This window comes from Rhodobium orientis, from assembly GCF_003258835.1.
Taxonomy (GTDB): Bacteria; Pseudomonadota; Alphaproteobacteria; order Rhizobiales; family Rhodobiaceae; genus Rhodobium; species Rhodobium orientis.
Genome location: NZ_NPEV01000011.1, coordinates 13,117 through 39,215, shown reverse-complemented (window position 1 = coordinate 39,215; position 26,099 = coordinate 13,117). Strand labels below are relative to the sequence as shown.

The window sequence follows — 26,099 nt, the reverse complement described above, 5'->3', positions numbered from 1 at the left end:
GCCCGATGACCACGGAACTTGATGTCGCCGGTGTGCGGGGAATGTTCGTTGCCGCCTGCGACGCGATGCTGGAAAACATCGAGCTGTTGACCCACGCCGACCAGGCGATCGGTGACGGCGACCACGGCGTCGGCATGAAGCGCGGGTTTGCCGCCGCGCTCGCCTTCCTCAACGAGAACGAGCCGGCCAATGTCGGCGAGATCTTCAAGGGGGTCGGCGGGGCCATCATGTCGGCCTCGGGCGGCGCTTCCGGGGCGATCTTCGGCACCTTCTTTAGGGCCGGCAACAAGAGCATCGGCGATGCGGTGATGCTCGACGGCGCCGGCTTTGCCGCCTTCCTGAAGGCGGGGCTGGAAGCGGTCGAAAAGCGCGGCGGTGCGGCCCCCGGCGGCAAGACCATGATCGACGCGCTCGATCCGGCGGCAACGGCTGCGTCGGGCGCCGGCGAGGATCTTGAGGCCGTTCTTGCCGCGGCCGCGGCGGCGGCAAAGGACGGCGTCGAGGCGACCAAGTCGATGATCGCGACGACCGGCAAGGCGCGCACGCTCGGCGAGCGCTCCCTCGGTCATCCCGATCCGGGCGCGATCTCGCTGTCGATCGTGCTCGATGCCATGGCGAAGGCCGCCGCCGGGGCGGACGCCGCCACCGCCTGATCTCCCGAGGCTGCCCCGGAGCGGCGCCAAGACCGTCCGGGCCCGGCACGCCAAGTGCCTGCAGCGTATAGAAAAACACGGACCGGTTGCCGCCGGGCGGATCGCCCGGCGCAGGGAAGGAATTTGTCCGATGACATCCTCGTTCTGGATCGGCACGAGCTGGAAGATGAACAACACCATCGCCGAGACGCGGTCTTACCTGACCGAACTCGTCGCGGCGCCGCTGCCGGAGTCCATGTCGGTGTTCGTCGTGCCGTCGTTCACCGCGCTGCCGGCGGCCCGCGAGACGATCGGCGATGCACCTGTCCATCTCGGTGCCCAGAACATGCACTGGGACGAGAAGGGCGCCCATACCGGTGAGATCTCTCCCCTGATGCTCCTGGAATGCGGCGTGGAGATCGTTGAGCTCGGCCATTCGGAGCGGCGCACCGACCAGGCCGAGAGCGATGCCGACGTCAATGCCAAGGTGCGCTCGGCCATCGCCCATGACCTGCGCCCGCTCGTCTGCGTCGGCGACCACGAGGAAGAGCTTGCGGCCGGCGCTTCGGCCGAGACCGTCATCCGCCAGGTCAAGCTGGCTCTGTCCGGCATCGACACCTCGCAGCTCTCGCGCTGCCTGATCGCCTATGAGCCGGTCTGGGCGATCGGCGAATCCGGCCGGGTGGCGAGCCCGGAACATGTGGCGGCGGTGCACGGCGCGGTGCGCGATCTCCTCGACACGCACGGCCTTGCCGCGGTGCCGGTGCTCTATGGCGGCAGCGTCAATGCCGGCAATGCTGGCGCCCTTGCCGCCACCGCCGGCGTCGGCGGGCTCTTCGTCGGCCGGTCGGCCTGGACCGCGGGCGGCTTCCTGGAGGTCATCGCGGCGGCGGAAAAAGGCCTGGCCGCGCGGAATGCCCTGGCGACCGCATAGCGGCGCCTGCACGCAAAAGGCGAGGGGCGCATTACATGTGTAATTCCGATACGAAAACTTGTTGCGAATATGTCGCGTGCCGTCTGAACATGGCGTCAGGCCGGTGACCGCCGGTGCGTTCGATTATTCGAAAAGAATAAATAATTCAATACGATACTTCGCTAACCGTTCTGAGAACTAATGTATCATCAGATTGACAAAAGTTCAGGCCGAGAATAGCATTCCGGCAATGGATGAGGTCCAGTCCGGCGGCCGGGGGCGCGAGGCATCTCGGGCGTTCCAACGGATACATCATCAAAGACGGCTACTCCGGCGGGTAACGCCGGTGTCAGCGCAGGTCGAGGGCGCCGCTCTTTCCTGGGGACGCTGCCGGCCGGAGGGAACAACGATGGCGATCGCAATCCGTTGCGGCGAGGTCGGTACGGCCTTGAAAGAAAGCCTCAAGCTCTATTTGACGGAGCATGGCTGCGAGGTCGGTGACTTCGGACGCTTTGACGGCGCGGCGGTGCGCTTTTCCAACATCTCCGGCGCCCTTTCGACATCGATTGCGGCGGGGAGACACGCGCCGGGCCGGGGCTGACGACGCCGGCGAGACGGTCGCGATTGTTGACGGTGCCGCGCTTGACCTTGATGCTGGTCGGCCCCAGCCGTTTCATTGGAGATTTGACTTATGGACGACAAGCTCTCCCAGATCCGCCGGCACACGGTGATCGTCGCCGACAGCGGCGACATTGAGAGCATCCGCGCGGTGGAGCCGCAGGACTGCACGACCAATCCGTCGCTGATCCTGAGGGCCGCGAAGATGCCGGCCTATGAGGAATATGTCAGCGACGCCGTTGCCTGGGCCAAGCGCCAGGCCGACGACGACACCTGGGTCGACCATGCACTCGACCGCCTTGCCGTCAATTTCGGCACGGAACTGACCCGGATCGTGCCGGGCGTCGTCTCCACCGAGGTCGATGCGCGGCTGTCCTTCGATACCGAAGGCACGATCGCCAAGGCCGAACGCCTCATCAAGCTCTACGAGGAGGTCGGCGTCGGCCGGGAGCGCATTCTGATCAAGGTGGCGGCGACCTGGGAAGGCATCCGCGCCGCCGAGGTCCTCGAAAAGCGCGGCATCCACTGCAATCTGACGCTGATCTTCAGCCTCGCCCAGGCGATCGCCTGCGCGGAAGCCGGCGCGTTCCTGATCTCGCCCTTCGTCGGGCGCATCCTCGACTGGTACACGAAGTCGACCGGCAAGACCTATGACGCCGACAGCGATCCGGGCGTCCAGTCGGTGACCGAGATCTACAACTACTATCGGAAGTACGGCTACCAGACCGTCGTGATGGGCGCCTCGTTCCGCAACACGGGCGAGGTCGAGGCCCTCAATGGCTGCGACCGGCTGACGGTCGGCCCGAACCTTCTCGGCGACCTTGCCAGCGAGACGGGCGATGTGCCGGTGCGCCTGACGCCGCCGGACGGGCCGCCGGAGACGCCGCCGGCACCGCTTACGGAAGAAGAATTCCGCTGGCGCCTCAACTCAGATGCCATGGCGACGGAAAAGCTCGCCGAGGGCATCCGGCTGTTCCACCGGGACGCCGAACAACTGCGCGAATTTGTGCGCACGCACAAAGCGCCCCAGGCCGTCGCCTAAAGGCGGCCCATGTGGCGGCGCCCTCGGCCGGTCGGCCCTCCTCCCACCGATCGGCCGAAGAGACACACCCGCGTGCCTCAACCGCCGGCGGGCGGCCGCGTTCCGGGTCCTGCCGGACCCGAATGCGGTCGTCCGTCGGCGGACGTTTTTTTAAGGTGCAAATATCCGCACCGATGTTTCGGCGGAATTCTGTGAGAGCCGCCGGGCCCAAAGGGCTCGCAAGGCCGACCGGCCGCCGGCGCCTATGCGCCACCCCGTCGGAGCGGTGCGCGAAGCGCATTCGCGTGAGACATGAAAAATGGTGCGGACGGCGGGACTCGAACCCGCATGGCCGAAGCCGAGGGATTTTAAGTCCCTTGTGTCTACCGATTCCACCACGTCCGCGTGCAAGGGGCCGCAAAGAGTAACCGTGCGGCCCAATCGTTCCTGCAAATATCAAAATCCGTTTGTCGTGCCAAACGCTTCTGTCGTAAAAGCCGCGGCGTGCGGCGACGCGGTGCCTTTGGCGGCGTTGTGGGACGCCGGGGCGTGTTGCGGCCGCGCGTTGCGGCGCTAGATGCTCTGTTTGACTGTTTGTTCTTGCGCGCCTTGACCCGGACCCGGCTCCGACGGGCGCGCTTCGGCACGGAAGGGTGATGCGATGACGCGGCGGGCCTATGTCGACCATCACCAGCGGATCTGCGTCTTCTGGAGCCCGAAATCGGCTTCGCGCACCGTGCTTTCCTGGTACGCCGAGGCGTTCTGCGGCATCAACCGGCTGTCCGGTGGAAAGGCGCGGCGGCTGACCCAGATCGCCAATTACGACGTCGTCAGGGCCTGCTATCTGGCCAATCGCGAGGGCTATTTTTCCGCCGCCTTCGTGCGCCATCCGGCGACCCGGCTGCTCAGTGCCTATCTCAATAAGTTCGTGCGCGCCAAACGGCGCCCGCTGACGGCCTTTTGCGACCTTGTGCCCTATGCGCAGACGGCGGTGCGTCAGATCGCGGCGCTGAAGGGCGAACGGTTCGACGAGGAGGGCTATGAAGGGATCTCCTTCGTCGACCTCCTCGATCTCTGCGAGGCGCGGATCAAGTCGCGCGACGTGGAGCCCGACCTCAACGCCCATTGGAGCACGCAGGTGCCGTTCGTCGCGCCCGTAGTGAAGCTTTCCTATGACCATGTGGTGGCCGTGGAGACGCTCGCCGACGACATGGCGCCGCTCGTAAAGGCGTTCGGCGGCACCGGGCCGACGGAGGCGCGCAACCGCACCGCGCTCGATGCCGGCGCTCCAGGCGGCGTCCCGGATGCCCCGCACAACAGCGCATCGAAGACGGCGGCGGCGGACACCCCCTCGGCACGGCTTGCCGGCGAACGGCTCGATCCGTCCGCCTTCCTTACCGACGCGATGCTTGCCCGCATCGGCGAGGTGTTTGCGCAGGATTTCGAGCATCTCGGCTACGATCCGAGGGCGCCGGACCGACCGCCGGCCATCCGCACCCGCAACAAGCCGGAAATTCATCACGACCCGATGCGCGAGATCTGCCGCCGGCGCGCCAACCGCGCCTTCGGGGCGCGCAAGCTGAAGCGGTTCTATGCCGAGCGGCGCAAGCGGAATGCCGACAATGGGTGAGGCAACGCCGTTCGCCTCCAAAGGCGCGCTGACCGTCGTCTTTCCGGACGCGCTTTCGGAGCGGGCCGGGCGCGAGACGCTGGTCGTCACCGGCTCGCCGCGCGGCGGCACGTCTGCCATTGCTTATGCGCTGCGGCGGCTCGACTATGTCCTCGGGGAGCGGGTCGGCGCCAACAACCACGAGGACCTCGATTTTCTCGATGCCTTCAATCTGGAGCCCGCTCGAAAGCGCAAGGCGGCGCTCGGCCAACTGATCGCGGCGCGCAATGCGGTCCATTCGCGCTGGGGCTTCAAGCTGCCGAAGGCGGCGCTTCATCTTGCGGAATTCGCCGAATTGGCGCGCGATCCCGTTGGCGTCATCATCTACCGCAATCCGCTCGCCGTCGGCCGCTCCATCGTCAATCGCGGGCCGAAATTCCCGCAAGGCTCGGAAGGCCTGCTGAAAGGCGTGGCCGTGGCGGCGGAGCGCATGCGGGCGGCGTCGGACCAGCTCCTGGCGGCGCGGCTGCCGGCGGTGCTGATCGATTTCGACCGGTTCCGGGAGGACGCTCGCGGTAATCTCGTCGCGCTCGCCGACCTGCTGGCGCTCGATGCCGACGGTGCCGCGATCGATGCGGTGGCGCGGGATATCTCCAAGCCGGGCTACAAGAAGATTCCGGGCTGAGTCGGGGAAGGGCGGGTCTTAGCCCACGGGTCCCTTGGCGATCGGCGGCTGGAAGGCGAGGCCCATGTCCCAGGGGAAATAGATCCAGGTGTCCTGGGAGACCTCGGTGATGAAGGTGTCGACCAGCGGCCGGCCCTTCGGCTTGGCGTAGACGGTGGCGAAATGGGCGTCCGGCAGGATGTCGCGGACGACACTCGCGGTCTTGCCGGTATCGACCAGGTCGTCGACGACGAGAACGCCCGCGCCCTTGCCCCCGGCCTTGTCGACGACATCCTTGGCGACCTGTTTCAGGATCATCAGCTCGCCCTGGTCGCGGTAGTTATGGCGCGAGGCGATGCAGATGGTCTCGATCAGCCGGATGCCGAGCTCGCGCGAGACGACGGCGGCCGGGACAAGCCCGCCGCGGGTGATGCAGACGATGGCCTCGAACGGTCCGTCGCCGGAGATCCGCCAGGCAAGCGCCCGTGCATCGCGGTGAAACTGGTCCCAGGATACCGGGAAGATCTTTTCGGGGCTCGTCGGTTCGGACATCGCTCAACTCGTCTTGTCGTTTTTCGCGAGCCCTTCCAGCATCTTCTCGACGTCGGCGGCGGCTTCCTCCAGGAGGTCGGCGTCGCGGGCGCGGATGACGATGCGGGTGGAGAAGATCTCGCCATCGAAATAGGGGTAGGAGCCGATGGCGGTGCCGGGATGGGCATCCTGGATCTCGCCGAGCGGCGTGGCGACAATGCCCTCGGGCCGGTGCGCCTCGATGGTTTTAGACAGCATCTTGCGACCGGTGGCAAGGCGCGGCGCAAGGCCGTCGAACATCGCCTGCATGACGGACGGCACGCCGGCCATGACGAAGACGTTGCCGATGTGAAAGCCCGGCAGGCCGGAGACCGGATTGTCGATGAGATCGGCGCCTTTCGGCACCCTGGCCATGCGCCGGCGGCCGGGCGTCAACTCGCCCTCGGCGTAGCGCTCCTTCATCATGGCAAGGATGCGCTCGTCCTCTACGACGGGGGCCTCGAAGGCTGCGGCGACGGCGTCGGCGGTGACGTCGTCATGGGTCGGGCCGATGCCGCCGGTGGTGAAGACGTAGTCGCAGCGCAGCCTGAGGACGTTGATCGCCTCGACGATGCGTGGCAGCTCGTCCGGCACGATGCGCACCTCGCGCAAATCGATGCCGATCGCCGTCATGTAGTCGGCGAGGAAGCCGATGTTCTTGTCCTTGGTGCGGCCGGAGAGAATTTCATCGCCGATGACGATGACGGCCGCGGTGACGATCTCTTGTGCTGGCGAGGCAGACATGGTCCGCGTTCAGCCCCCGTTGTCGCAAGATTCGTTTCCGCGCGGCCCCTCCGGCAGTCTCGCCGAACGCGCAAGGAGAGGGTAAATCAGGCAGGCTGAGCGCTCAAGCGGGCATCTCGTGCATCTCATGCGGCGGCCGGGCGCGGCGGCTGCCAGCCATAGATCCAGTCGAAGCGCGACAGCAGCCTTTCGGAGGGGATGAGCTGCAGGGCGGTGTCGCGCGCGGCGGCCGGAAATCCGCGAAGGTGGTAGATGCGGTCGTTCTTCAGGGCCGTCGCGATCACCCGTTCCACGCGCTTGCGGCGCAGGCCCTGGTAGCGTTTCAGGACGTTTTCGACGTCGTCGGAGCGGGACAGCAGGTCGCCGAGGACGGCGCCGTCCTCGATCGCCATTGCCGCGCCCTGGGCCATGAAGGGAAGCATGGCGTGGGCCGAATCGCCGAGAAGGGCGACGCGGCCGCTGTACCACGGGCTGCCGGTCGGCATGCCGCAGAGCGCCCATTTCAGCCAGGTCTCCGGCAGCGACAGCAGGTTGCGGACCCGATCCGGCCAGCCGGCAAAGCGCGACAGCAGCACCTCGCGGTCGCCCTCCGCGTTCCAGCCTTCCTCGTTCCAGTCGTCGTTGACGATGGCGACGAGGTTGAATTCGTTGCCGGCGTGGATCGGATAGTGGACGAGGTGGACGCCGTCGCCGAACCAGACGACGGAATCGCGCAGGAAATCGGCCGGTATCTCGCTTGCCGGTACGATGGCGCGCCAGGCGGTGCGGCCGGTGAATGCGGCGCCCGGCAGGCTGAGGCCGAGCTTGCGGACGCTGGACCAGACGCCGTCGGCGCCGACAAGCAGGTCGGCCCGGAACGTTTCTTCGTGCCCGCCGATGTTGACCGTTGCGGATGCGCCGGTGTCGTTCTGGTCGACGGCGGTGAGGGTGGCGCCGAGGTGGATGTCGATGCGCGGCTCGCGCTGGGCGGCCTGGTGGAGGGCGTCCTGCAGGTCGGCCCGGTGCACCACCCAGTAGGGCGAGCCGTAGCGCGGCATCGCCCGGGTGCCGAATTCGATGCGGTTCAGCTCGCCGCCGGTGCGGGCGGAACAGATGCGCAGCCGTTCCACGGCGACGGCATCGGAATGGAGCGGGTTGCCGAGGCCGAGATCGATGAGGACGCGGCTGGCGTTGGGCGAGATCTGCAGGCCGGCGCCGACCTCGCGGACGATGCTGGCGCGCTCCAGGAGGGTCACGGAAAGCCCGGCACGGGCGATGCACAACGCCGCCGTCAGGCCGCCGATACCGGCGCCGACGACAATGGCACTCTTTTCGGACATCGGTGCTTGCGGTCTATTCCGCTGCTTCGGCGTGCCACACGCAGTCGGCCGGATCGGCGCTGTCGGAGGCTACCTCGGGATCGTAGACGTAGCGGGCGCCGCAATAGGGGCAAAGGGCCTCCGAGTCGCCGCCCATGTCGAGGAAGACATGGGGATGGTCGAAGGGCGGCGAGGCCCCGATGCACATGAACTCCTTGACGCCGATGCGGATCGTCTCGACGCCTTGGTCGTTGCGGAAATGGGGGGTGACATGCTGCGCCATGGTGCCGTGTCCGACTTGTTGGATATCGGCCGGACACTAGAGCATTTGCGCGCCATATTGAAGTCATTCCGGGAAACCGGTGAATTGGCTGCGCGGTCCGGCCTGACGCACCGTTGAAAAGCCACCGCCAGGGGCTATGTTGAGGCAGCCTCAGGGCCGCGCCCGTCCGGTGCGCCGGCCCGTTTCCCGAACCCGCGACGAGCCTCCATGACCCATTTCGATTCCGACGGCGTTTCCATCGCCTACTACGAAGAAGGCGAGGGGACGCCGATCCTCCTCATCCACGGCTTTGCCTCCAACGCCCATGTCAACTGGGTCTATCCCGGCTGGGTGCGCGACCTTTCCCGCGCCGGCCGGCGGGTGATCTCCATCGACAATCGCGGCCACGGCGACAGCGAGAAGCTCTACGACACGGACGCCTACGGTGCGCCGACCATGGCGGAGGACGCCAAGCGGCTGCTCGATCACCTAGATATCGAGCGGGCCGACGTCATGGGCTATTCGATGGGCGCGCGGATCACGGCCTTCCTCGGCCTCAACCATCCGGACCGGGTGCGCAGCGTCATCTTCGGCGGCCTCGGCTACGGCATGGTCACCGGGGTCGGCACGCCGGAGCCTATTGCCGAGGCGCTGGAGGCGCCGTCCCTCGACGATGTGCGCCACGCCACCGGGCGCACCTTCCGCCAGTTCGCCGAGCAGACCGGTTCGGACCTGAAGGCGCTTGCCGCCTGCATGCGCTCCTCGCGCCAGAAGATCGCGCCGGAAATGCTGTCGGAGCTGCAGCCGCCGGCGCTGGTTGCCGTCGGCACGCGGGACGCCATTGCCGGTTCGCCCCAGGCGCTCGCCGACCTCATCCCCAACGCCGACGTGCTGCATATCCCCGACCGCGACCACATGCTTGCGGTCGGCGACAAGGTCTACAAGGCCGGCGTCATGGATTTTCTGGCGCGCCAGGACTGAGGCGTCTAACGGCCGGTGAATAGCGGCCGCCGTTTTTCCAGGAACGCTGCACGGCCTTCCGCGAAGTCGGCGCTGTCGAAGCAGGCGTCGGTCATGGCGCGGATCTCCGCCATGTCGACGCTGCCAGGTTCTGCCGTCACCGCGTCGATGGCGGCCTTGGCGGCCTGCAGCGTCAGCGGCGCGTTTTCGGCGATGGTGGCTGCCAGCTTGCGGGTCCCGGCCTCCAGCTCGGCGGCGGCAAAGACGCCTTCCACCAGGCCGATGGCCAGCGCCTCGTCGTGGCCGACCCGGCGGGCGGTGAAGAACAGGTCCTTGGCGCGGGCAGGGCCTGTCAGCTTGACAACGTCGCGGATCGCCTCCGGCGGATAGCCGACGCCGAGGCGCCCGGCGGGGATCGAAAAGAGGGCATCGTCAGAAGCGATCCGCATGTCGGTGGCGACCGCAAGGCCGACGCCGCCGCCGAAGCAGAAGCCGCGGATCATCGCAAGGGTCGGCTTGCGGGCACCGCGGAGCGCCGCGAAGGCCTCGGCATTGGCCTCCTCATAGGCGCGGGCGGTGTCGGCGTCGCGCCGGACGGTCTCGAATTCGGAAATGTCGGCGCCCGAGACGAAGGCGGCCTCGCCGGCTCCGGCAACGACGATGAGGCGGACGCTGTCGTCGGCATCGAGGCTGCGCACGGCGTCCGGGATCGCCTGCCACATGGCGAGATTCACCGCGTTGCGGCGGCGGGCGTTGTCGACGATCAACCAGCCGATCGGCGCCTCCACCCGGCAGACGATGCGCCCCTCCGTCTCGCCGGTCTCGCCTGTCGCCGTTGTTGCCGTCGTTCCTGCCTCGGTCATTTCCGTTGCCCCGTTTTCCTGTGTGCCGGTCCATTCGTCCGCGCCCGAAATTGCGATTTCGCAATCTAATGTGATGGGCCGGTGATGGTATGCTTTGTTTAAAGCTCTATGTTATGGGGAAGAAAATTCCAACGGGGACCGTCGACCATGGCGCAACCAAATGTCCGCATAGAGAACACGCTTGCCACCCACGATCCGGTCTGGACGCGGATTCGCGAAGAGGCCGAGGAGATTGTCGGGCGCGAGCCGCAGCTTGCCGGCTTCCTCTACGAGAGCATCCTCAATCATTCCGCGCTTGAGGATGCGATCATTGCCCGCATCGCCGCCCGGCTCGACCATGGCGCCGTTGCGGCCAACCACATCCGCTCGGCCTATGACGATGCCCTCGGCGACGATCCGTCGCTGCGCGATGCATTCCGCGTCGACATCGCCGCCGTCTTCGACCGCGATCCGGCCTGCAACCGCTATATCGACCCGGTGCTCTACTTCAAGGGCTTCCACGCCCTGCAGACCCAGCGGCTCGGCCACTGGCTGTGGAAGCACAATCGCGAGGATTTCGCGCTCTATCTGCAGAGCCGGTCCTCGGAGATCTTCCAGGTCGACATCCATCCGGCCGTGCCGATCGGGCGCAGCATCTTTCTCGACCACGCCACCGGCCTCGTCGTCGGCGGCACGGCGGTGATCGAGGACGAGGTGTCGATCCTGCAGGGGGTGACGCTCGGCGGCACCGGCAAGGAGACCGGCGACCGGCATCCCAAGATCCGCACGGGCGTCCTGATCGGCGCCGGCGCCAAGATCCTCGGAAACATCGAGATCGGCTGCTGCTCGCGCATTGCCGCGGGCTCCGTGGTCCTGCGCGACGTCCCGGCCGCCGTCACGGTGGCCGGCGTTCCGGCGAAAATCGTCGGCCGGGCGGGTTGCGCCGAGCCGTCAATCATGATGGACCAGACCCTTGCCGAGCGCGACGAGGCCGGCGATTCGGACTGAATCGCCGGAACCTTGCCTTCGCGCCAATCGTTTGACCGACACGTCCGTCCCAAGGGGCGTTCTTTTCAAGAAACCAGGGAGACGGCGCATTGAAGCGCGAAGAAATCAACAAGCTTGAAGCCTATCTGCAAAAGAAATTCGAACTGCCGAAAATGTCGGTGCGGGCGCGGCCGCAGAAGGACGATTCCGCCGAGGTCTATATCGGCGACGAATTCATCGGCGTCCTGTTCCGCGACGAGGAGGACGGCGATCTGTCCTGGAACTTCCAGATGGCGATCCTGGAGTTCGACCTGGAGGAGTAGGGCCGCTACTCCCGTATCCGCATCCTGTCGATGAGCATCCGGATGGCCGGGTCGAGCCTGGCCCAGTCGGCGAGCATCGGCTTGCGGAACCGGTAGGAGACGGCCAGCGCGTCGCCGATATGGATGGCGCGCAGGCAGGTCACCGGGACGATCCGCTCGCCGGTCTTGGAACAGCGGGCCGAGAACGGATCGGTGGAGCCGGGCTCGAAGAACACCTCTTCCGAATCGTAGCCGGAGCCGGGCTGCAGGTCGCGCGAGACGAGGCCTGCGGGTCCCGGCTTGTCGCCTTCCTGGAAGAACCGGGCGTAGAGCCCGATGAGCCGGGTGGTGGAATCGACCTGGTCGCGGCGCGGCTGCAGCGACAGGAAGAGCAGCGGTGCGTTCGGCGTGACGTCATCGAAGGCGGCGGCAAAGCGCTCCGAATAGCCGGTGAGGCTCGGCCAGTGGACGACGAGGTCGAGCCGGTCCCAGCGGCCCTCCTGGCGCTGGTCGGCAAAGCGGATCATGTTGCCCGGAATGGCGAATTTCTCGCCGGCGATCTCCACCATGACCGGCGTCGGATCGGCGGTGAAGCCGGCCTTCTGGGCCTCGCCGCCGAGCCAGTAGACCGCGAAATTGGCAATCCCGATGAAGGCGGCGACGATGCCGGCGATGACGGCGGCCGGCAGCCAAACGCCGCGGGAGGGTGTCGGTGCTGATGCTGTGGCGCTGCTCACGTTGCCCCCGATCGCGACGAGACGGCCGTTTTCGCGTCCCGATGCCGAAAACGTCCCCGGCCAGGCGCTCCAAAACGGCACAGGCCCTATCGTCCTTTTGCCGACGATTGTCCCATTATGGTTAACGATCGCTTAAGGATTGGCGGAAAGGCGCCGATCCGCTGTGTCCGGTACGGCCCTTGCGAGTCCCTTGACGAACGCCGGAACCTGTCCGGAATCGACACGCATGGTGAAGAAAGCGTGAAAGGGACACCGATGATCGCCGGAGAACTCCTCGTCGTTGGCTATGCAACCGCCATCGGCTTCGTCGCCGCCGGAATGCTCGGCAGCTTCTACCAGCTCCTGACCCGGCGCCCGCCGAGCTTCGTTTTGTCGGTCGACACCTGGTGGACGATCTTCTCGTCGACGGTGATGTGCGCCTTCGCCGGGCCGTTCATCATCATGCGCAACGCCCTGCGCGGCCGGCGCATCGAGCATCGCCCGCTCGGCTGGCTTGCCGCCTCGACCGCGATCGCCGCCGGCTGGAGCCTGTGCTCGGGCATCGTCGTCCTGGAGATGACGCTGTCGGTGGTCTCCTAAGGACCCGCATTCCGTCAATGACGTCGGGCCGGATTTTTCCTAGGCTTTCCCTGCGAATCCCAGCCGATGTCCGAGGAGTTTTCGATGCCCCTTTATGCGCTTGGAACCGTCGAGCCGACGTTGCCGGAAGAGGGCGCCTATTGGATTGCGCCGGACGCCCAGGTCATCGGCGCCGTGATCCTTGAAAAAGACGCCAGCGTCTGGTGGGGCGCGGTCTTGAGGGGCGACAACGAGCCGATCACCGTCGGCGAGGGCTCGAACATCCAGGACGGCTCGATCCTGCACACGGACATGGGCTATCCGCTGACGGTCGGGCGCGACTGCACGATCGGCCACGGGGTCATCCTGCACGGCTGCACCATTGGCAACAACAGCCTGATCGGCATGGGCGCGACTATCCTCAACGGCGCCGTCATCGGCGACAACTGCCTGATCGGCGCCAATGCGCTGGTCACCGAAGGCAAGGTGATCCCGGACAATTCGCTGGTGGTCGGGGCGCCGGCCAAGGTCGTGCGCGAACTCGACGAAAAAGCCATTGCCGGGCTGACGGCGTCTGCCCGCGGCTATGTCCGCAACTGGCAGCGCTTTGCCGGCGAACTCAGCGAACTCTGATTTTTCCTGAACAAACCGCCGCTTGACACACGGCAAAAAAGTGAGCCGGCCCGGGGGTAACGGGCCGGCTCTTCAAGACCCGGTCTGGGTGGGGACGGGGAGGGTGGGGACACGACCGGGCCTGAAACTGTTGTCGCTCACCAATTCCCGTTGTCGCGTCAGCGTTTGGCGAGACTGCCGACGGCTGTGACGCGGTTGTCCGTTATGCGTTTCCAGCGGGCACTGTCGGTCTCCGACTGGCGTTTCACGTAACGGTATTCGGTCTCGTTCCACGGCAGCACCGCGCCGACCTGATTGTCGAGCACGAAGTCGCCGCGGTCGGTGCGCACCGTCAGGACGGCGTGTCCGTCGCCGGCCGTATCGCGCACCACGGTGATCAGGAGGGCGCTTTTCGGCCACCCGCGATCGGCGAGAATCCGCGCCTTCAGAAGCACGTAGTCCTCGCAATCGCCCTCGGTCGTCGGATAGGTCCAGTATTCGGCGACCTTGTAGAGTTCCTGGTCCGTCACCGGCTTGATGCGGCCGTTGACGTAGTCGTTGATCTCGATCAGCTCGTTCCAGCGCGACCGGGTGAGCTGCACAACCTTGGCCGTCGTCGACCGGTTGCGGCATTCGCCGCGGTTGGCCTTGCAGAACTGCACATGCCCGATTGGCGCGGTCGTATTGCCCGCGGTCGGCATGAACCGTTCTGCGTGGAGCCGTGCGGCGGATGCAGTGCTCGTACCCAAAAGCAATGCCCCCACTGCCGCAAGAATAATTAAGTGTCCCTGTTGCCTACTTGCCATGATGTTACCCTCCCTCATGGTGGTCACACTATGGCAGAGACATTTTTATCTTGAGATAAGTTTTGTAATACTATTTGAGACAAACTGTAATTGTATTTATATTAGATTTTTATCTTGTTTTACGAAAATTAGATCTGCATTTGAGTCAACTTTGAACGATTTCCGAAAGGCCCTGGAAATGCTTCGAAGCGCCCGGGATTCCGCATGATCGACCGGCCCGATGAGCCGGTGATGGAAGATCTGGGGAAGGGAACGGGACGGAAGGTTTGGCGCCGCGGGTGCGCGTCGTTGCGCGGCTGCCGTCGATCCTGTCGACCGGGCAAGCGCAAACGAAAAACGCCCGCGCGGGTCAGGCGGCGGGCGTTGTCGTCAGGCGCACAGGCGGCCGATGGTGTGGCGCTACATGTTCTTTCGGATGGAATCTTCGCTCTGCACGGAGGCGAATTCGACCGCGATGCCCTTTTCCAGGTGGCGGACGACGCGGGCGCGCATCTTGCCGAGGGTCACCGGGGTGCCGATGGCCGGCTTGACGCCGATCACCACGGCCGCACCGGAGAGCGACACGTCGATCGCCTGGCAGCGATAGGAGCGGCCGTCGTCGAGGGTGAGGTCGGTGATCGGGTTGTCCGGGATGACGCGCTCGTGGCGGCGGTCTTCCGGCAGGTTGAGAATGTAGCGGTTGGCGAGCCAGGTGAGCTGGTCGGCGAGCTTTTCGCGTTTGCGCGGCGTCGCGTCGACGCTCATGGCGAACCCGCCCTCAGTGTAGCGGGTGATGTTGCCCTCGATACGGCCGATATGGTCGATATAGGCGATCACGCGTTCGCCGATATTGCCGATGATCGGGGTGACGAGGCTGGCGCCGCCGGGCGACATGTCGGTCACCTGGCAGGGGTATTCGGTTCGGTTCTCCAGCATGAAGCGGCCGAGAAGGCTGACCTGAACCCGCTGAAACTGGCGGCGTTCGGCCTTGCGCATCGCTTCCAGGCGCTCGTGCGTTTCTATGGAGGCGATCTTCATTGACTGTCCGCGAACCCAACTGCCTCGGTGCACGGCACGGAAAAACCCCTGTCGTGTCCGATGATCTTAGTGGGCAGAGGGTTAACAAGCGGTAAGACCGCCCCGTTATTCGGCCTTTTGGGTTAAATGAATACGGTGCTTACAACAAAGCGTTGTTCAATCTGGGATTATTGCCGCCCGCCCTGGTACAGGGTGAGGTGCCCGAAGCGTCCGAGCATGCCGCGGACGGCCGGATTTATCACGATGTCGTTGTCGTCGATGGCATCGGCCGCGCGCAGGAAATAGGGCTTCTCGTCCGGCCAGATCAGGCGCACCGAGACGATCTCCTGGGTCATGATCGGCTGGATGCCGAGCCAGTAGGGCTGCTCCACCGGCGTGCAGGTGCCGAGCACCCGGCTGTAGGTTCCCGTCATCTCGCCGAAACGCAGCGGCAGCAGCAGCAGCTCGAAATTGAGCGACTTGCCTGTCTCGGTATGGCCCTTGAAGCCGAAGACGGCGGCAGCCGCGTCCTCGGTGACGGCGGCCAGCATGGTGGCGACGGCCTCGCGGTCGCGGCCCTGCCAGAGGCGGAGGAACTCGCGCTCCTTCAGTTCCCGGCAGAAGGCGGCGCACATGCGCGTTCCGGCGAGGCGGAAGGGGTAGGTCTGGCTCCCCGCCGCCTCCAGAATAAAGGTATCGCCGAGGATCTCGCGAATGTCGCTCGGCTCGATGTCCCGGCGTTCCGGCGCCGGCTGGTCCCCCCGGAGCCTGCTCCAGTAATCGTAGAGCCGACGTGTTGCGGCGAGTTTCATTTTGCCACCCCTGGTTCTCGCTGTCCCAAATGTGCCCGTGATGTCCCGTGGCGGAACACCGTGAGCGTGATTTCTCATCCCCGCGGGCTTCGGAGCACGTCGCGTGCCAGTTCGGACGGCGGAACCGGAATTAAGGATAACGGGGTGTTTTCGTTGAAAAATACCGGCGGCTTTGGCACCTTGCGGATATTCCATTGACGCCGCACGGGGTGTCATTGCACCGGAATCGTACGATTCCCGAAAGGGAGTTGACCAGGAGGCACTGGTTACAACCCGCGCAATCGACAGATTGCGCGGGCTTTTTTTCACCTCCGCAGCGCCCCATGGTTAACGTCGAAAGGCTATCTTCCTGATTTTTCGGGCATTTTTCTACGGGAAACACCGTAGGTCCCGGCCTGCGACGCCGTTTTCTCGCCCCACCGGCTTGACAGGGTGGGAAGGAGGGGCACGACATGCGGCGCGGGCGCCGGATGCATGCCCGAAACTTCCTCCGCGCCGCCGCTCCGGCATGCGCAATGAAAGGCAATACGTGACGCACCGTGAGGACGCGCCGTTCGGCGAGGCGCCGAAAGAGCCGATGTTCAACCTGCCGCCGGTGATCCTCTGGCTCAGCGGCGTGATGGTCGTCATCCATTCGATTCGCGCCTTCCTGCTCGACCAGGTGCAGGATGTCGACGTCATGGTGCTCTTTGCGTTCCTGCCGATGCGCTACGACCCGGAGATTGCCGCGCGCACGATCTTTCCCGGCGGCATTGCGGCCGACGTCTGGACCTTCGTCACCTATGGCCTCCTGCACGGCGATTTCGTCCACCTTGCCGTCAACGTCTTCTGGCTCGCCGCCTTCGGCAGCGCCGTTGCCTGGCGGTTCGGGGCGGTGCGCTTCCTCCTGTTCTGCGCGGTGACGACGGTGTTCGGGGCGTTCGTCCATCTCGCCGCCCATTTCGGCGAGGCGGTGCCGATGATCGGCGCGTCGGCCGCGGTCTCCGGGCTGATGGCGGCTGCCGCCCGATTCGCCTTTTCCGGGCAGGGCGCCATCGCCGGCGGGCGCGGCAACCAGCGCCGCTGGCACCGGCCGGCCCCCCCGCTCCTGGCCGCGCTCAGCGACAGGCGGGTGTTTGTGTTCCTTGCCGTCTGGTTCGGCCTCAACATTGTTGTCGGGCTGAACTCCGGCTCGTTCTTCGGCGACGGCACGACGATCGCCTGGGAGGCCCATATCGGCGGCTTCCTCGCCGGGCTGTTGCTGTTCCCGCTGTTCGACCCGGTGCCGAGCAATCCGCAAGGGCCGCAGGGCATCGACCTGCCGCGGCCTTAGAGCGAAGAGTGGCGGCACACAGCGCGCTTTGCGTTCGTCCATCGATATGACATCATTGCGCGATATGCGTCCGTTTGCCGCACTCTGCCGTGCGCGATCGGGCGGGGCGCGCGCGACACACAACGAAAAACAGCGTCGGGGACCACATAGCGCGCAGCCTTCTCGCCACCGGCGCAAAGGAGGAAGGGCTCAATGACCGTAGCCGCCATTCTATCGGACAAGGGACGTGACGTGATCACCGCCTCGCCGGAGGCGACGTTGTCCGAAATCTGCGAAACGCTTGCGGCGCGCAAGATCGGCGCCATCGTGCTAACGGCAAGGGACGGCAGCATTGCCGGCATCGTCTCCGAACGCGACGTCGTCCGGGCGGTGGCCAGCGGCGGTGCCGGGGCGCTGGAGAGCGCGGCCGCCGACCACATGACGCGGTCGGTGATCACCTGCAGCCCGCAGGAGACCATCAACGAGGTGATGGAGCGCATGACGCAAGGGCGCTTTCGGCACCTGCCGGTGATGGAGGGCTCAGGGCTCGTGGGCGTCATCTCGATCGGCGACGTGGTCAAGATCCGCATCGCCATGGCCGAGCAGGAAGCGGCCGAGATGCGCAGCTACATCACCACGGTCTGACGGGGCACGCCCGATGGAGGGCGCCGCAATGCGCCCTCAGGATTTGTCCTTGGTACCGTAGACGACGTCCGGATCGAAGAGGGGGCCGTCCTCCACGACGGTGAGTTCGGTCGCGGGCGTCGGCGTTGCGCCGAGCGGTACGGCGCGGAAGAAGCACGACCGGTAGCCGAGGTGGCAGGAGGCGCCGGAGCCTTCCACGCGGACCCGGATCAGGATGACGTCCTGGTCGCAGTCGGTGCGCATCTCCACGACTTTCTGGACCGAGCCGGAGGTGGCGCCCTTGTGCCAGCGCTCGGCGCGCGACCGGCTCCAATAGACCGCCTCGCCGAGGCGGACCGTCTCGGCGAGCGTTTCCACACTCATATGCGCGAACATCAGCACCGCACCGCTGTCGGCATCGACGGCGATGCAGGGGATGAGGCCGTCGGCATCGAATTTCGGGGCGAAGGTCGTTCCCTTTTCCACCGCGTCCCTGGAGGTTCTTGCGGCAAAGGGGCTGGAGGTCTCGGTCATGTCGGATCCATCGGTTCTGCAATGACGGGACCATAGAGGACACGGCCAAGGATTTGAATCACCTTCCGGCGCCATCCCGTTGGCGGCGAATCGCTTCTTGCCGGGTGCGCTCGAAGGGAGGGGTTGGCGGCCGGCGTGGACAGATCGATTCAATGCTCCGTCGTAACGCCCTCAAGCAGAATCGGAAATCGGGATGGGTGCGGGTCGATGCTCCACCCGCTCTTCACAAAACGATTCAAGTCGATTCAGGAAAGCGTGCGAACGCCCTCGGAATACAGCGGATGTCTTGATCCGCTCACCGTCGGAAATCGATTCAACGCAAAAGCCCAGCCGGTTCTGTCGACTGCATTTTCGGGGCTGTCCTAGGAGTGATCCGTGGTGGCGTCCAGCGACGACGGCAATAACGGCGATGGCGCCGCCGATAACGCTGCATACGTATTCCATCGCGCCGGGCCGATGGGCCCGGCGGGTCGCAGTCGCAGTGTCGATATTTCGGACGGCCTATTTGCCGGACCGGACCAGGGTCAGGAACCGGACCTGCTCGGTCGGGTCGTCCTGGAAGACGCCGGTGAACTGGCTGGTGATCGTCGACACGCCCGGCTTCTGCACGCCGCGCAGGGACATGCACTGGTGCTCGGCCTCCAGCATCACGGCGACGCCGCGCGGCTTCAGGGTCTCGTCGATGGCGCCGATGATCTGGGCGGTGAGGTTTTCCTGGGTCTGCATGCGCCGGGCAAAGACGTCGACGACGCGGGCGAGCTTGGACAGCCCGACGACCCCTTCGCTCGGATAGTAGGCGATGTGGGCCTTGCCGACGAAGGGCACCAGGTGGTGCTCGCAATGGGAATAGAACGGGATGTCGCGCACGAGGACGATGTCCTCGTAGCCACCGACCTCGTCGAAGGTGCGCTCAAGGGCGTCCTCGGCGCGCTCGTTGTAGCCGCGGTAGAACTCCTCGAAGGCCTTGGCGACGCGCTTGGGCGTATCCACCAGACCCTCGCGGTCCGGATTGTCGCCGGCCCAGGCGATCAGGGTGCGAACGGCGGCCTCGGCTTCCTCGCGGGTCGGGCGCCGGACAGGCTCCAGCGCGACTTCCTTTTCGTCCGCGGGACGAAGCGACTTAACGATGGCGTCCATGGGCATGTCTCTGGGCTGACCTATCCGAACCTAGCTACGGGAGAAGACGTCCATTGGACCTGTCGACGGCAGCGGTTTCATTGATATCGCTCCCTCCTCCCACATTTATATGGTCGGTGACCGGAGCGGCAACGACCATTATATTACGTTTCGGCATCCTTGACGAATATGCAATCCCGTCCGTCACCCCGAAACCGCTTCCGTTATATAGGACTTGCTAAAATAATTGGAAGCGCCGAACCGCTGCGAAACGGCATGCTCGATTCTGTCTACAACGAAAAGATCCTGGAATTCGCGGGCAATATCCCGAGCCTGGGGCGCCTTGAGAACCCCGATGCCTCGGCAACTGCCCATTCGCGCCTGTGCGGCTCGACCGTCACCGTCGACATCCGCATGAAGGATGGCGCGGTCAGCGATTTCGCCCATGACGTCAAGGCCTGCGCGCTCGGCCAGGCGTCGAGCTCGATCATGGCGCGGCACGTGATCGGCGCCACCGGCGACGAATTGCGCCAGGTGCGCGACGAAATGCGCGCGATGCTGAAGGAGAACGGCCCGCCGCCGTCGGGCAAATGGGCCGATCTCGCCTATCTGGAGCCGGTGCGCGACTACCGGGCACGGCACACTTCGACGATGCTGACCTTCAATGCCGTCGTCGATGCGGTGGAGCAGATCGAGGCGGCAGAACAAGCCGCAAAATCGTGATCGGGACGCTGCCGCGGCGCGGCGCGCGCGCGCTCATCCGCTTCTACCAGGTGACGCTCTCTGCGCTGATGGGCCGGCAATGCCGGCACCTGCCGACCTGCTCGTCCTATGCCGACACGGCGATCGACCATTTCGGCCTGTGGGCCGGCGGCTGGATGGCGCTTGCCCGTATCCTCAGGTGCAATCCCTGGGGCTCCAGCGGCTTCGATCCGGTGCCCGAAAACCTGCCGAAGGCCGGGCGCTGGTACGCGCCCTGGCGCTACGCGCAATGGACCGGAGGCCACATCGACCCGGCGACGCGGTTAGACGCGTCTGACTAGGCTCGGAACGGGGAGGGCGGTTACCAGCCGGCCTTCACATAGGCGTCGGGCACCGCTTCCTTGGACGCCCACATCTGATCCTCGGCCTCGTTGCGGTAGAGCGGGCCGATGACGCAGGCCCAATAGCCGTTGCGGAAATTCGGGTATTCGTTGGTGGAAACGACCTCGCCGTCGCCGAACATGGAGCAGCGACGGTAGGCGGCGTTCTGGCTGCGGAAGGCGCCGAGGACGACGAAATATTTGCGGGCCGCGGCGACTTGAAAGCTGCCCTCGGGCCGTTCGGCAACGGCGGGCGGCGCAAGAAGCTGTTCGGCGGCCGATCCGGCGGCAAGGGCGCCGGTAGTGGACCCGGCGGCGCAGGCAATGGCGAGCGCGAGCGCGCGAAAAACGGACATGACTTCCCCTCCTCGATACGCGCTTGATTGCGCGTTTTCGCTATAGAAGCACGATATCGTTGGGGAGGTGGGAGATTTTTGCGTCTTCGATGGTCAGGACGTTTCCGTCGCCGAAATCGATCTGCACGTCGTCGCCGACCTCGCTGGCAAGGGCGATGACGTCGTCGATCGTCGTGCCGTCGGCAACATCGATGGCGATCGTATCGATATTGTTCTGGAAGTCCCTGATGCGGTCGCTATCGCCGGTCTCGCTGTCATAGACGAAGCGGTCCGCGCCCCATCCGCCCCACAGCGCATCGTTTCCGGTGCCGCCGTTCAGCAGATCGTTGTGGGCGCCGCCGGAAAGCTTGTCCTCGCCGTTGCCGCCAAAGAGCGTATCGGTGCCGTTGTTGCCGTCGAGGCGGTCATTGCCCTTGTTGCCGCTCAAGAAATCGCTGCCTCGGTGGCCAGCCAGCGTGTCGCCGCCGCCATGGCCGCGGATATCGTCGTCGCCGCGCAGGCCGAGGAGGCGGTTGCGGCCGCTGTTGCCGGTGATGAGGTCGTCGCCGTCGGATCCGGTGACGTTCTCGATCGAATGCAAATCGTCATGGCCGCCCCATCCGTCGATCGCCTCACGGGACGACAGGTTGACGGTGACGCCGTCGGCCGTCGGATCGTCGCGGTAGCTGGCCATGTCGACGCCGAAGCCGCCATAGAGGTCGTCGTTGCCGGCGCCGCCTTCGAGCCGGTCGGCGCCCGGGCCGCCGAAGAGGTCGTCCGAGCCGCCGAAGCCGAACAGCTTATCGTCGCCGAAAAGCCCGAACAGCCGGTCGGAATGGCTGGTCCCGTTGAGGGTGTTGTTGCCGAGATTGCCGACTTTGATCGTCACGGTCGCATCCTCCGTTCGCTGCGGTCACGACTTGGAATCTAGTACCGCCGTGCGGCCGCACGATGGCGGCCGCACGGTGGAGGGTACGTCAGACCAGTACCAGATCGTTGGACAGGTGCGAGACCTTGGTATCCTCGATGGTCAGCACGTTGCCGCCGCCGAAATCGATGGTGACATCGGCGCCATCCTGGTCGGCGCGGGCAATGATGTCGTCGATCGTGGTGCCGGAGCTGACATCGATCTCGATGGTGTCGGTGTTGTTCTGGAAGTCGTGGATGTCGTCGCGGCCGCCGGAAAAGCTGTTGTAGACGAAGCGGTCGTTGCCGCTGCCGCCCCACATGTCGTCATTGCCGGTGCCGCCGTTCACGGTGTCCCTGTGGGCGCCGCCATAGAGCGAATCCTTGCCGTTGCCGCCATAGAGGGTGTCGCGGCCGCCTTCGCCTTCGATGACGTCGTTGCCCTTGTTGCCGGAAAGCAGGTCGTTGCCGCGGTCGCCGAACAGGTGGTCGCTGCCGTTGTTGCCATAGATGTCGTCGTCGCCGCGGGCGCCGTCGAGCGTGTCGCCCCGGCCGTTGCCGCGGATCAGGTCGTCGCCGCCGAGGCCGGTGATGACGTTCCTGACATTGTTGCCGATGAGGTTGTCGTCTCCCCAGGAGCCGGCGATGTCCTCGATGGAAAACAGCTTGTCGCGGGTGCCCCAGCCGTCCGTGGCGGTGCCGGTGACGAGATTGACGGTGACGCCGTCGGCGGTCGGGTCATCCCGGTAGCTGGCGAGGTCCGCGCCGCGGTCGCCGAACAGGTAGTCGTGGCCGTAGCCGCCTTCCAGGTGGTCGTTGCCGCGGCCGCCATAGAGATTGTCGGCGCCGCCATTGCCGTAAAGGGTGTCGCTGGCCCAGTAGCCGTAGATGTCATCGGCCTGCCAGGAGCCCTCGATGATGTCGCTTGCGTTCGTGCCATAGATGATCGGCATCGATCATGTCCTCCGATTGTCCAACCAATGCCCCTTGAGGATGGTGCTATCCGCGCAATATGCGGCCCAATGATGGCAAGGATAGCGGGTGCTGCTGAACCGGCGGTGAACGGCGTATGCAACGGCGACAAAAGCGGTCGCCGGCGCCGGCCGCAAGGCGCGGAACCCGCCAGCCTTGCGAAAACGGGCCCGATTCATTAGGTGATTGGGTCGCAAGAACCGGGCCTTTCTCCCTGTCGGCCGCGATTCGTTTCGCATTTGCCGCCGGCAACAAGGGCCCCGACAGACGACCCCAATCCGCTTACCTGCAATCGTAGGCAGCGAGTGAGCAGGAGAATGCTATGATTTCCCTGACCTTTCCGGACGAGTCCCAGCGCGAGTTCCAGCCCGGCATTTCCGGCCGCGAGATCGCCGAGGGCATTTCCAAGTCCCTTGCCAAGAAGGCGGTCGCCGTCGCGCTCGACGGCAGGCTCGCCGATCTTTCCGAACCGATCACCGGCGATGCGAAAATCGAGATCGTCACCCGCGACGACGACCGGGCGCTGGAGATGATCCGCCACGACGCCGCCCATGTGATGGCCGAGGCCGTGCAGGAACTCTATCCGGGCACCCAGGTCACCATCGGTCCGGTGATCGAGAACGGCTTCTACTACGACTTCCACCGCAACGAGCCGTTCACGCCGGAAGACCTGCCGAAGATCGAGGCGAAGATGCGCGAGATCATCCAGCGCGACGCCCCGTTCACCAAGGAGGTCTGGAGCCGCGACCAGGCCAAGGCCTATTTCCGCGACCAGGGCGAGAACTTCAAGGTCGAGTTGATCGATGCGATCCCGGACGGCGAGGACGTCAAGATTTACCGCCAGGGCGACTGGCTCGACCTTTGCCGCGGCCCGCACATGCCGTCGACCGGCAAGATCGGCCCGGCCTTCAAGCTGATGAAGGTCGCCGGCGCCTATTGGCGCGGCGATTCCAACAATCAGATGCTGTCGCGCATCTACGGCACCGCCTGGACCAACGAGAAGGACCTGAAGGCCTATCTGCACCTCCTCGAAGAAGCCGAGAAGCGCGACCATCGCCGGCTCGGCCGCGAGATGGACCTGTTCCATTTCCAGGAGGAGGGGCCGGGCGTCGTGTTCTGGCACGCCAAGGGCTGGCAGCTCTTCCAGAGCCTCGTCTCCTACATGCGCCGCCGGCTGGAAGACGACTATGACGAGGTCAACGCGCCGCAGATCCTGAACAAGGAGCTGTGGGAGATCTCCGGCCATTGGGAATGGTACCGGGAGAACATGTTCCAGGTGGAATCGGCCGGCGACGACGCCGAGGACAAGCGCATCTTCGCGCTGAAGCCGATGAACTGCCCGGGCCATGTGCAGATCTTCAAGCACGGCCTGAAGAGCTACCGCGACCTGCCGCTGAGGCTTGCCGAATTCGGCGTCGTCCACCGCTATGAGCCGTCGGGCGCCATGCACGGGCTGATGCGCGTGCGCGGCTTCACCCAGGACGATGCGCATGTTTTCTGCACCGAGAACCAGCTCGCCGACGAGTGCATGAAGATCAACGATCTGATCCTCACCACCTATGCCGATTTCGGCTTCGACGAGATTGTCGTCAAGCTATCGACCCGGCCGGAGAAGCGGGTCGGCTCGGACGAGAGCTGGGACCACGCCGAAGAGGTGATGACCGAGGTTCTGGAGCGGATCGCGGCGCAGTCGGACGGGCGCATCAAGACCGGCATCAATCCGGGCGAGGGCGCCTTCTACGGCCCGAAGTTCGAGTACACCCTGCGCGATGCCATCGGCCGCGAATGGCAGTGCGGCACCACCCAGGTCGACTTCAACCTGCCGGAACGGTTCGGCGCCTTCTACATCGACTCCGACGGCGAGAAGAAATACCCGGTGATGGTGCACCGGGCGATCTGCGGCTCCATGGAGCGCTTCCTCGGTATCCTGATCGAGAACCATGCGGGCCACTTCCCGCTGTGGCTGGCGCCCAAGCAGGTAGTCGTCACCACCATCACCTCGGACGCCGACGACTACGCCCGCGAGGTGTACCAGCGGGCACGGGCCGCGGGCCTCAGGGCCGAGCTCGATCTTCGCAACGAGAAGATCAACTACAAGGTCCGCGAGCACAGCCTTGCCAAGGTGCCGGTGATCCTCGTCTGCGGCAAGCGCGAGGCCGAGGAGCACACCGTCAACATCCGCCGGCTCGGCTCCAAGGACCAGACCGCGCTGCCGCTCGCCGAGGCGCTTGAGGTGCTTGGCGAGGAGGCCGTGCCGCCGGACCAGCGCGTCGACCGGAAACTGGCCGCAGAGTAAGGCAACGCACCGCATTTCGCGGCTCGTGCGACTGACATGAGGCTGTCGCACAAGCCGCGTTAGGGTGCCTTTTTGTCCTTACCTTTCGAATCGTCCCGGGCCGCCATGGCCATCTGGGGCGGCTTTCGGGAGCGCGCCGGTGAAATTCAAGGAATTGAGCTACGCCTCGCCGTCCGATCCGCGGCTGAAGCGCTGGGTGATCCACACAGTGGAAGGGTTATCGGGCCGCGGGCGCCTTGTCGCGCTCTACGAGACCTGGCGCCGCGACATCGTCGGCAGGTCGAGCCGGGTGATGGGCGATCTCCTCAATCTCATCGGCGTGGAGCTGGAGATTTCCGGCGCGCCGTGGCCGCCGGCGGATCTGCCGGCCGCACCGCTCGTCATCGTCGCCAACCATCCCTTCGGCATCGGCGACGGCATTGCGGTGCTCTCGCTCGCCGAACAGCTCGGCCGGCCGTTCCGGGTGCTGATCCACAACGACCTCCTGAAGGTGCCGGAGATCCGGCCCTATTCCCTGCCGATCGATTTCTCCGAGACCCGCGAGGCGATGCTCCTCAACATCGCCACCCGCAAGGAGGCTCTGCGGCTGCTGAAGGAGGGCGTCACCATCGTCATCTTCCCGGCCGGCGGGGTGGCGACGGCACCGAGCCCGTTCGGCAAGGCGGTGGAACTGCCCTGGAAGACGTTCACCGCGCGGATGATTCTCGACGCCCGTGCCGCTGTCCTGCCGGTCTTTTTCGAGGGCCAGAACAGCCGGCTCTTCCACCTCGTCAGCCGGGTCAGCCAGACGCTCCGGCTGTCGCTGCTGGTCCGGGAGTTCCGGCGCTTCATCGGCTCGCGGCTGCCGGTCCGGGTCGGAGAGGTGATCGACCATGCGGAGCTTGCCCACCTGAAAGACCGGCAGGCGCTGATGCAACGGCTGCACGACGAGGTACACGCGCTCGGCCGCAACGAACGGCGGTCGCGCCGGCGCTTCGATTTTCCAAGGGCTGCTTGATTG

Annotated in this window: 31 protein-coding genes and 1 tRNA gene; 17 read left to right on the top strand and 15 right to left on the bottom strand. The window is 65.4% G+C overall.

Annotation, left to right across the window (positions count from 1 at the left end):
* Positions 1-5 precede the first annotated feature (5 nt).
* The 4 genes from dhaL to tal all read left to right on the top strand — a co-directional run bounded on the left by dhaL (position 6) and on the right by tal (position 3,205).
* Entirely contained in the window at positions 6-653 is a 648-nt protein-coding gene (dhaL, locus tag CH339_RS07420) for a dihydroxyacetone kinase subunit DhaL (protein ID WP_111433706.1), read from the top strand.
* A 130-nt stretch (positions 654-783) separates the two neighbouring features.
* The gene (locus tag CH339_RS07415; RefSeq protein WP_111433705.1) at positions 784-1,566 is read left to right on the top strand and encodes a triose-phosphate isomerase; all 783 of its coding nucleotides are present in this window, start codon (positions 784-786) and stop codon (positions 1,564-1,566) included.
* A gap of 388 nt (positions 1,567-1,954) precedes the next feature.
* On the top strand, positions 1,955-2,146 hold the full coding sequence (locus tag CH339_RS07410) for an RpiB/LacA/LacB family sugar-phosphate isomerase (RefSeq protein WP_111433704.1): 192 nt from the start codon (positions 1,955-1,957) through the stop codon (positions 2,144-2,146).
* Positions 2,147-2,236: 90 nt separating this feature from the next.
* Complete coding sequence (gene tal / locus CH339_RS07405; RefSeq protein ID WP_111433703.1) at positions 2,237-3,205, top strand: transaldolase; 969 nt, start codon at positions 2,237-2,239, stop codon at positions 3,203-3,205.
* Between the two features lie 299 nt (positions 3,206-3,504).
* Here the strand turns inward: tal and CH339_RS07400 are convergent.
* Positions 3,505-3,589 (bottom strand) — tRNA-Leu (locus CH339_RS07400).
* A gap of 256 nt (positions 3,590-3,845) precedes the next feature.
* On the opposite strand from CH339_RS07400, the gene CH339_RS07395 reads away from it, so the two are divergent.
* Together CH339_RS07395 and CH339_RS07390 are read left to right on the top strand one after the other, a co-directional pair.
* Complete coding sequence (locus tag CH339_RS07395) at positions 3,846-4,814, top strand: sulfotransferase family 2 domain-containing protein (protein ID WP_111433702.1); 969 nt, start codon at positions 3,846-3,848, stop codon at positions 4,812-4,814.
* Positions 4,807-5,478, top strand: a complete 672-nt coding sequence (locus CH339_RS07390; RefSeq protein WP_111433701.1) for a hypothetical protein — start codon at positions 4,807-4,809, stop codon at positions 5,476-5,478. The genes CH339_RS07395 and CH339_RS07390 overlap by 8 nt, the downstream gene beginning before the upstream one ends.
* Before the next feature lie 18 nt (positions 5,479-5,496).
* Here the strand turns inward: CH339_RS07390 and gpt are convergent, their stop codons facing one another.
* From gpt to CH339_RS07370, 4 genes are all read right to left on the bottom strand, one after another.
* Positions 5,497-6,009 carry a xanthine phosphoribosyltransferase gene (gene gpt, locus CH339_RS07385; protein ID WP_111433700.1) on the bottom strand — a complete coding sequence of 171 codons (513 nt, stop codon included), beginning with the start codon at positions 6,007-6,009 and terminating at the stop codon, positions 5,497-5,499.
* A gap of 3 nt (positions 6,010-6,012) precedes the next feature.
* Complete coding sequence (locus CH339_RS07380) at positions 6,013-6,771, bottom strand: competence/damage-inducible protein A (RefSeq protein ID WP_111433699.1); 759 nt, start codon at positions 6,769-6,771, stop codon at positions 6,013-6,015.
* 125 nt (positions 6,772-6,896) lie between these two features.
* Positions 6,897-8,090, bottom strand: a complete 1,194-nt coding sequence (locus tag CH339_RS07375) for an FAD-dependent monooxygenase (protein WP_111433698.1) — start codon at positions 8,088-8,090, stop codon at positions 6,897-6,899.
* Between the two features lie 13 nt (positions 8,091-8,103).
* Positions 8,104-8,352 carry a zinc-finger domain-containing protein gene (locus CH339_RS07370; protein WP_111433697.1) on the bottom strand — a complete coding sequence of 83 codons (249 nt, stop codon included), beginning with the start codon at positions 8,350-8,352 and terminating at the stop codon, positions 8,104-8,106.
* 207 nt (positions 8,353-8,559) lie between these two features.
* Between CH339_RS07370 and CH339_RS07365 the strand changes: the two genes are divergently transcribed.
* On the top strand, positions 8,560-9,312 hold the full coding sequence (locus CH339_RS07365) for an alpha/beta fold hydrolase (RefSeq protein ID WP_111433696.1): 753 nt from the start codon (positions 8,560-8,562) through the stop codon (positions 9,310-9,312).
* 5 nt (positions 9,313-9,317) lie between these two features.
* Here the strand turns inward: CH339_RS07365 and CH339_RS07360 are convergent, their stop codons facing one another.
* On the bottom strand, positions 9,318-10,154 hold the full coding sequence (locus CH339_RS07360; protein ID WP_111433695.1) for an enoyl-CoA hydratase: 837 nt from the start codon (positions 10,152-10,154) through the stop codon (positions 9,318-9,320).
* Positions 10,155-10,301: 147 nt separating this feature from the next.
* On the opposite strand from CH339_RS07360, the gene cysE reads away from it, so the two are divergent.
* Complete coding sequence (gene cysE, locus CH339_RS07355; protein WP_111433694.1) at positions 10,302-11,141, top strand: serine O-acetyltransferase; 840 nt, start codon at positions 10,302-10,304, stop codon at positions 11,139-11,141.
* 89 nt (positions 11,142-11,230) lie between these two features.
* A complete protein-coding gene (locus CH339_RS07350) occupies positions 11,231-11,443 on the top strand; it encodes a DUF3126 family protein (protein WP_111433693.1) in 213 nt (70 codons plus the stop codon).
* 5 nt (positions 11,444-11,448) lie between these two features.
* Here CH339_RS07350 and CH339_RS07345 read toward each other — a convergent pair whose 3' ends face one another.
* Positions 11,449-12,159, bottom strand: a complete 711-nt coding sequence (locus tag CH339_RS07345) for a hypothetical protein (protein WP_146610131.1) — start codon at positions 12,157-12,159, stop codon at positions 11,449-11,451.
* Positions 12,160-12,399: 240 nt separating this feature from the next.
* Between CH339_RS07345 and CH339_RS07340 the strand changes: the two genes are divergently transcribed.
* Positions 12,400-12,738, top strand: coding sequence for a DUF6949 family protein (locus CH339_RS07340; protein ID WP_201240965.1), 339 nt, complete (start codon positions 12,400-12,402; stop codon positions 12,736-12,738).
* A gap of 84 nt (positions 12,739-12,822) precedes the next feature.
* Positions 12,823-13,350: a gamma carbonic anhydrase family protein gene (locus CH339_RS07335; RefSeq protein ID WP_111433779.1), complete on the top strand. Its 528-nt coding sequence runs from the start codon at positions 12,823-12,825 to the stop codon at positions 13,348-13,350.
* Between the two features lie 158 nt (positions 13,351-13,508).
* Here the strand turns inward: CH339_RS07335 and CH339_RS07330 are convergent, their stop codons facing one another.
* The 3 genes from CH339_RS07330 to CH339_RS07320 all read right to left on the bottom strand — a co-directional run bounded on the left by CH339_RS07330 (position 13,509) and on the right by CH339_RS07320 (position 15,943).
* On the bottom strand, positions 13,509-14,030 hold the full coding sequence (locus CH339_RS07330) for a transglutaminase-like cysteine peptidase (RefSeq protein ID WP_201241097.1): 522 nt from the start codon (positions 14,028-14,030) through the stop codon (positions 13,509-13,511).
* A gap of 504 nt (positions 14,031-14,534) precedes the next feature.
* Positions 14,535-15,152, bottom strand: coding sequence for a PilZ domain-containing protein (locus tag CH339_RS07325; protein ID WP_111433689.1), 618 nt, complete (start codon positions 15,150-15,152; stop codon positions 14,535-14,537).
* A gap of 167 nt (positions 15,153-15,319) precedes the next feature.
* Complete coding sequence (locus tag CH339_RS07320; protein ID WP_111433688.1) at positions 15,320-15,943, bottom strand: PAS domain-containing protein; 624 nt, start codon at positions 15,941-15,943, stop codon at positions 15,320-15,322.
* Positions 15,944-16,472: 529 nt separating this feature from the next.
* Between CH339_RS07320 and CH339_RS07315 the strand changes: the two genes are divergently transcribed.
* Both CH339_RS07315 and CH339_RS07310 read left to right on the top strand, forming a co-directional pair.
* Positions 16,473-17,255, top strand: a complete 783-nt coding sequence (locus CH339_RS07315; RefSeq protein WP_245408113.1) for a rhomboid family intramembrane serine protease — start codon at positions 16,473-16,475, stop codon at positions 17,253-17,255.
* Between the two features lie 192 nt (positions 17,256-17,447).
* Positions 17,448-17,879, top strand: a complete 432-nt coding sequence (locus CH339_RS07310) for a CBS domain-containing protein (RefSeq protein ID WP_111433686.1) — start codon at positions 17,448-17,450, stop codon at positions 17,877-17,879.
* A gap of 36 nt (positions 17,880-17,915) precedes the next feature.
* Here the strand turns inward: CH339_RS07310 and hisI are convergent, their stop codons facing one another.
* Complete coding sequence (hisI, locus tag CH339_RS07305) at positions 17,916-18,392, bottom strand: phosphoribosyl-AMP cyclohydrolase (RefSeq protein WP_111433685.1); 477 nt, start codon at positions 18,390-18,392, stop codon at positions 17,916-17,918.
* Between the two features lie 501 nt (positions 18,393-18,893).
* On the bottom strand, positions 18,894-19,529 hold the full coding sequence (folE, locus tag CH339_RS07300) for a GTP cyclohydrolase I FolE (RefSeq protein ID WP_111433684.1): 636 nt from the start codon (positions 19,527-19,529) through the stop codon (positions 18,894-18,896).
* 255 nt (positions 19,530-19,784) lie between these two features.
* Here folE and CH339_RS07295 point away from each other — a divergent pair, with 255 nt between their 5' ends.
* Both CH339_RS07295 and yidD read left to right on the top strand, forming a co-directional pair.
* Positions 19,785-20,231, top strand: a complete 447-nt coding sequence (locus CH339_RS07295; RefSeq protein ID WP_111433683.1) for an iron-sulfur cluster assembly scaffold protein — start codon at positions 19,785-19,787, stop codon at positions 20,229-20,231.
* Positions 20,228-20,551 carry a membrane protein insertion efficiency factor YidD gene (gene yidD, locus CH339_RS07290; protein WP_306461169.1) on the top strand — a complete coding sequence of 108 codons (324 nt, stop codon included), beginning with the start codon at positions 20,228-20,230 and terminating at the stop codon, positions 20,549-20,551. The genes CH339_RS07295 and yidD overlap by 4 nt, the downstream gene beginning before the upstream one ends.
* A gap of 20 nt (positions 20,552-20,571) precedes the next feature.
* Here yidD and CH339_RS07285 read toward each other — a convergent pair whose 3' ends face one another.
* From CH339_RS07285 to CH339_RS07275, 3 genes are all read right to left on the bottom strand, one after another.
* A complete protein-coding gene (locus CH339_RS07285; RefSeq protein ID WP_111433682.1) occupies positions 20,572-20,946 on the bottom strand; it encodes a hypothetical protein in 375 nt (124 codons plus the stop codon).
* Positions 20,947-20,986: 40 nt separating this feature from the next.
* Positions 20,987-21,814 carry a calcium-binding protein gene (locus tag CH339_RS07280; protein ID WP_111433681.1) on the bottom strand — a complete coding sequence of 276 codons (828 nt, stop codon included), beginning with the start codon at positions 21,812-21,814 and terminating at the stop codon, positions 20,987-20,989.
* Between the two features lie 88 nt (positions 21,815-21,902).
* Positions 21,903-22,784: a calcium-binding protein gene (locus CH339_RS07275; protein ID WP_111433680.1), complete on the bottom strand. Its 882-nt coding sequence runs from the start codon at positions 22,782-22,784 to the stop codon at positions 21,903-21,905.
* A 341-nt stretch (positions 22,785-23,125) separates the two neighbouring features.
* Between CH339_RS07275 and thrS the strand changes: the two genes are divergently transcribed.
* Both thrS and CH339_RS07265 read left to right on the top strand, forming a co-directional pair.
* The gene (gene thrS / locus CH339_RS07270) at positions 23,126-25,099 is read left to right on the top strand and encodes a threonine--tRNA ligase (protein WP_111433679.1); all 1,974 of its coding nucleotides are present in this window, start codon (positions 23,126-23,128) and stop codon (positions 25,097-25,099) included.
* A gap of 139 nt (positions 25,100-25,238) precedes the next feature.
* Positions 25,239-26,096, top strand: a complete 858-nt coding sequence (locus CH339_RS07265) for a lysophospholipid acyltransferase family protein (protein ID WP_111433678.1) — start codon at positions 25,239-25,241, stop codon at positions 26,094-26,096.
* Positions 26,097-26,099 lie beyond the last annotated feature (3 nt).

Excerpts from the sequence above, each read along its gene's own strand:
- CH339_RS07380 (WP_111433699.1), bottom strand. The coding sequence starts at position 6,771 with ATGTCTGCCTCGCCAGCACAAGAGATCGTCACCGCGGCCGTCATCGTC.
- CH339_RS07375 (WP_111433698.1), bottom strand. The coding sequence starts at position 8,090 with ATGTCCGAAAAGAGTGCCATTGTCGTCGGCGCCGGTATCGGCGGCCTG.
- hisI (WP_111433685.1), bottom strand. The coding sequence starts at position 18,392 with ATGACCGAGACCTCCAGCCCCTTTGCCGCAAGAACCTCCAGGGACGCG.
- cysE (WP_111433694.1), top strand. The coding sequence starts at position 10,302 with ATGGCGCAACCAAATGTCCGCATAGAGAACACGCTTGCCACCCACGAT.
- CH339_RS07295 (WP_111433683.1), top strand. The coding sequence starts at position 19,785 with ATGCTCGATTCTGTCTACAACGAAAAGATCCTGGAATTCGCGGGCAAT.
- CH339_RS07365 (WP_111433696.1), top strand. The coding sequence starts at position 8,560 with ATGACCCATTTCGATTCCGACGGCGTTTCCATCGCCTACTACGAAGAA.
- CH339_RS07330 (WP_201241097.1), bottom strand. The coding sequence starts at position 14,030 with ATGCCGACCGCGGGCAATACGACCGCGCCAATCGGGCATGTGCAGTTC.
- folE (WP_111433684.1), bottom strand. The coding sequence starts at position 19,529 with ATGGACGCCATCGTTAAGTCGCTTCGTCCCGCGGACGAAAAGGAAGTC.
- thrS (WP_111433679.1), top strand. The coding sequence starts at position 23,126 with ATGATTTCCCTGACCTTTCCGGACGAGTCCCAGCGCGAGTTCCAGCCC.
- CH339_RS07275 (WP_111433680.1), bottom strand. The coding sequence starts at position 22,784 with ATGCCGATCATCTATGGCACGAACGCAAGCGACATCATCGAGGGCTCC.
- CH339_RS07390 (WP_111433701.1), top strand. The coding sequence starts at position 4,807 with ATGGGTGAGGCAACGCCGTTCGCCTCCAAAGGCGCGCTGACCGTCGTC.
- CH339_RS07285 (WP_111433682.1), bottom strand. The coding sequence starts at position 20,946 with ATGTCCGTTTTTCGCGCGCTCGCGCTCGCCATTGCCTGCGCCGCCGGG.
- CH339_RS07415 (WP_111433705.1), top strand. The coding sequence starts at position 784 with ATGACATCCTCGTTCTGGATCGGCACGAGCTGGAAGATGAACAACACC.
- gpt (WP_111433700.1), bottom strand. The coding sequence starts at position 6,009 with ATGTCCGAACCGACGAGCCCCGAAAAGATCTTCCCGGTATCCTGGGAC.
- dhaL (WP_111433706.1), top strand. The coding sequence starts at position 6 with ATGACCACGGAACTTGATGTCGCCGGTGTGCGGGGAATGTTCGTTGCC.
- CH339_RS07325 (WP_111433689.1), bottom strand. The coding sequence starts at position 15,152 with ATGAAGATCGCCTCCATAGAAACGCACGAGCGCCTGGAAGCGATGCGC.
- CH339_RS07320 (WP_111433688.1), bottom strand. The coding sequence starts at position 15,943 with ATGAAACTCGCCGCAACACGTCGGCTCTACGATTACTGGAGCAGGCTC.
- CH339_RS07410 (WP_111433704.1), top strand. The coding sequence starts at position 1,955 with ATGGCGATCGCAATCCGTTGCGGCGAGGTCGGTACGGCCTTGAAAGAA.
- CH339_RS07310 (WP_111433686.1), top strand. The coding sequence starts at position 17,448 with ATGACCGTAGCCGCCATTCTATCGGACAAGGGACGTGACGTGATCACC.
- CH339_RS07335 (WP_111433779.1), top strand. The coding sequence starts at position 12,823 with ATGCCCCTTTATGCGCTTGGAACCGTCGAGCCGACGTTGCCGGAAGAG.
- CH339_RS07395 (WP_111433702.1), top strand. The coding sequence starts at position 3,846 with ATGACGCGGCGGGCCTATGTCGACCATCACCAGCGGATCTGCGTCTTC.
- CH339_RS07370 (WP_111433697.1), bottom strand. The coding sequence starts at position 8,352 with ATGGCGCAGCATGTCACCCCCCATTTCCGCAACGACCAAGGCGTCGAG.
- CH339_RS07360 (WP_111433695.1), bottom strand. The coding sequence starts at position 10,154 with ATGACCGAGGCAGGAACGACGGCAACAACGGCGACAGGCGAGACCGGC.
- tal (WP_111433703.1), top strand. The coding sequence starts at position 2,237 with ATGGACGACAAGCTCTCCCAGATCCGCCGGCACACGGTGATCGTCGCC.